This window comes from Bacillus sp. 05T31 (assembly GCF_056396725.1).
This window is the reverse complement of sequence record NZ_JBFTMA010000435.1, coordinates 1-3732: the sequence shown is the minus strand read 5'-3', so window position 1 is coordinate 3732 and position 3732 is coordinate 1. Positions and strand designations below refer to the sequence as shown.

General features: G+C 37.1%; 3 protein-coding genes and 1 pseudogene. 3 read left to right on the top strand and 1 reads right to left on the bottom strand.

All coding sequences use genetic code 11. From position 1 onward, the window contains the following. Nucleotides 1–84 precede the first annotated feature (84 nt). Nucleotides 85–1212, bottom strand: coding sequence for a radical SAM/CxCxxxxC motif protein YfkAB (gene yfkAB / locus AC1DJR_RS21270; protein WP_002125019.1), 1128 nt, complete (start codon nucleotides 1210–1212; stop codon nucleotides 85–87). 213 nt (nucleotides 1213–1425) lie between these two features. Between yfkAB and AC1DJR_RS21265 the strand changes: the two genes are divergently transcribed. From AC1DJR_RS21265 to AC1DJR_RS21255, 3 genes and pseudogenes are all read left to right on the top strand, one after another. Further along, complete coding sequence (locus AC1DJR_RS21265) at nucleotides 1426–1608, top strand: SE1561 family protein (protein WP_002010264.1); 183 nt, start codon at nucleotides 1426–1428, stop codon at nucleotides 1606–1608. 206 nt (nucleotides 1609–1814) lie between these two features. After that, entirely contained in the window at nucleotides 1815–3338 is a 1524-nt protein-coding gene (gene fumA / locus AC1DJR_RS21260) for a class I fumarate hydratase (protein ID WP_088293327.1), read from the top strand. A gap of 126 nt (nucleotides 3339–3464) precedes the next feature. Beyond that, nucleotides 3465–3732, top strand: a pseudogene (locus AC1DJR_RS21255) (polysaccharide deacetylase); the annotation flags it as partial.

Below are 3732 nucleotides of genomic sequence, written 5' to 3'. Positions count from 1 at the left end.
GCCCTGCTGCCCGTAAACTCCCGATTGGTGTGGGCTAATAATCAGTGGGGGATGAACAAAACCCCCACTGATTAAAGTTTCACTTTATAACATAATGTTTGATGTTTTTGATAAGAAATCTTCTTTTGGATAGTAGCTATTTTTTACAAGAACATTCGGTCCAAGGCATTTCACGGCAGGACAATGGCAACTTAATGATTTTGCTGTTTTTGAGTCACACCATTTGTCGTAAGCTTCTTGTAGTGTATTTGTTTGTACATTACCTAGAAGCGGGACATCACCGAAGTCGGTCACGATAATATTTCCATCGAAAATATTTACGTTCAAACGAGAACGACCATCTGGATCATTGCGGACAGTTACATTTTTACTTTCATGTAATTTCTTTAGTGTAGCTAAATCGTGTTCATTATCACTACATGCATAGAAAGGTAATGTTCCGAATAACATCCACACATTTTCATCACGGATCTCTAATAAATGTTCAACTGCATTTCGAATTTCTTCTTTTGTTAAAATTTCAAGTGTGCTAGCGAAGTCACTCGGATACATCGGGTGAACTTCATGACGTTTACAGCCCATTTCTTCAACGATTTGACGGTGAATATGTTCAATATGTGGTAGAGTTCGTTTGTTTAACATAGTTTCGGCTGATACGAGTACACCTGCCTCTGATAGAGCTTTACTATTTGTAATCATTCTTTCAAATAATTTAGCGCGCTGTTCATAAGTAGGCTTACGCTCCATCATTGCAAATCCGCCTTCAACGAAGTCATCGATTGTTCCCCAGTTATGTGAAATGTGCAATACATCTAAGTAGGGAATAATTTGTTCGTAACGTGCTAAATCTATAGTTAAGTTTGAGTTAATTTGAGTGCGAACGCCTCGTTCATGGGCGTATTTTAAGAGTGGTGTTACATAGTTGTCGACGGATTTTTTTGAAAGCATAGGTTCTCCGCCTGTAATACTTAAAGAACGTAAATGAGGAATCTCATCTAATCGTTTTAATAAAAGCTCCATCGGAAGCGGGTTTGGATCTTTCGGCTGTAATGTGTAACCAACAGCGCAATGCTCGCAACGCATATTGCATAACGTCGTCGTTGTAAACTCAACGTTTGTTAATAGTAGTTTGCCGTACTCTTCAAGGTCCATATACGCTTCCCATGGATCGTAAGAAGGAGTAATCGGCTTCATTATTTGTGATATCGTCATATGAAATACTCCTTTGACTATTGAAATAACAATTTGTCCATTCTCTATAATAGAAGAATATGAGCTTTTTATAAAGTGAAACTTTTTTGTRAAAAAAGAGAGAGGGCTTACATTATAATGAATTACTGTGACGAAATTGATGAAATTACATGCCCATAGCAATCATTTTTGCGGTATAATAAAAGCAACTCGAATTAAAAGGAGAGTGCCTTCATGGGAAAAGCAATTCAAGGTAAAGATTCACAGCTAGTATATTTGAAAGAACGTTTAAATATGTTCATTGAAGTAATTGATACGATTGAACCAGAAGAGGTAGAATTAGAAGATGTAGATCGTCTTCTTGCAATGTTAGATGAATTAGAACTGAAATGTGAGCAATTTAAAAAAGACGAATAATATATTAAAAAGGCTGCCACTACAAAATTGGCAGCCTTTTTCTGTACGGATAATAGAAGGAATATAGAAAAAAAGGTATAATCAAGTTGTGAAAAATTTCATTTAACCTTTAATGGCGTGAAATAAATAAACAGCTGAAGAGTATAACAATGGAATTTTCATTTCATAACGTTTTGGTAGCGTTCACAATTGAGGGGGAAGTAACAATGGAAAAGCTTCAAGAAAGCATGTATCAACTAATTGTTGAAACGTCAACGAACTTACCGAAAGATGTTCGTCGCGCAATTCAACAAGCGAAAGAACGAGAAAATGCAGGAACTCGTTCGGCGATGGCACTTGGCACAATTACGAATAACATTAAAATGGCAGATGATAATATCTCGCCAATTTGCCAAGATACAGGGATGCCAACGTTTAAAATTTATACACCAGTTGGTGTGAATCAATTAAAACTGAAGGAAGCTATCTATAGTGCGCTTGAGCGGGCGACAAAAGATGGTAAACTTCGTCCAAACTCTGTTGATTCTCTTTTTGGAGACAATAGCGGAAATAATTTAGGACCAGGTACACCTGTTATTAAGTTTGAACAATGGGAAAAAGATTACATTGATGCACGTTTAATTTTAAAGGGCGGCGGTTGTGAAAATAAAAATATTCAATATAGCCTGCCTTGTGAAATAGAAGGACTTGGACGAGCTGGGCGTGATTTAGAAGGAATTCGTAAATGCCTTCTTCATGCAGTATATCAAGCGCAAGGTCAAGGGTGTAGCGCAGGAGTAATCGGCGTCGGTATCGGGGGAGACCGCACATCAGGTTACGAATTAGCAAAAAATCAATTATTCCGTACATTAGATGATGTAAATCCAGTTCCAGAATTACACAAGCTTGAAGAGTATGTATTAGAGAATGCGAATAAGCTTGGCATTGGTACGATGGGATTTGGCGGAGAAACAACTTTATTAGGTTGCAAAATTGGAGTATATAATCGTTTGCCAGCGAGCTTCTACGTATCTGTTGCGTATAATTGTTGGGCATATCGTCGTCTTGGCGTAACAATTCATCCTGAAACAGGTGAAATTATGGATTGGTTATACCARGAAGGTGAAGATACACTTCARCAAGAYGCTGCGCAAGAACAAACAGAGCAGCGTGAAATCGTATTACAAGCTCCAATTACAGAAGAGCAAATTCGTGAACTTCGTGTTGGTGACGTTGTTACAATTAACGGCATGATGTATACAGGGCGTGATGCGATTCATAAACATTTAATGGATAACGATTGTCCAGTAGATTTAAAGGGACAAATTATTTATCACTGTGGTCCAGTTGTAGTGAAAGATGAAAATGACAATTGGCAAATTAAAGCGGCAGGCCCAACGACAAGCATTCGTGAAGAGCCATATCAAGGCGATATTATGAAAAAGTTCGGTATTCGTGCTGTAATTGGTAAAGGCGGTATGGGTGCTAAAACATTAGCAGCTTTAGAAGAACACGGTGGTGTGTACTTAAATGCAATTGGTGGTGCAGCGCAATATTATGCTGAATGTATTAAAGAAGTGAAAGATGTTGATTTCTTACAATTCGGTATCCCAGAGGCAATGTGGCATTTACGTATCGATGGTTTTAAAGCAGTTGTAACGATGGATTCTCATGGTAAAAGTCTACATGCTGATGTTGATAAAACATCACTTGAAAAATTGGCGAGCTTTAAAGAACCTGTATTTAAGTAAAGAGAAGTGCATCTCGAATTATTCGAGGTGCATTTTTTTGGTATATATAGAAAAACATGTTCAGCATGAAAGAAAGCAGGGAAACAGAAACTACAGGTACGATTATATATGGAAAGGAGACTATTTATGAAATATAAATGGTTATATATAGGTCTCATTTTTTCAATTATGATGGCACTTGTTCCAGTTTCAACATTTGCTTATACGAATACACCACATAACTGGGGAATCCCACGTCCTAAAAATGAAACGGTGCCAGATGCAGGGAAACTATATACAGAATTACTACAAAAAAATGGTGGGTTTTATTTAGGAGATACGAAGAAAAAAGATATTTATTTAACATTTGATAATGGATACGAAAATGGATATACAGGAAAGATTTTAGATGTAC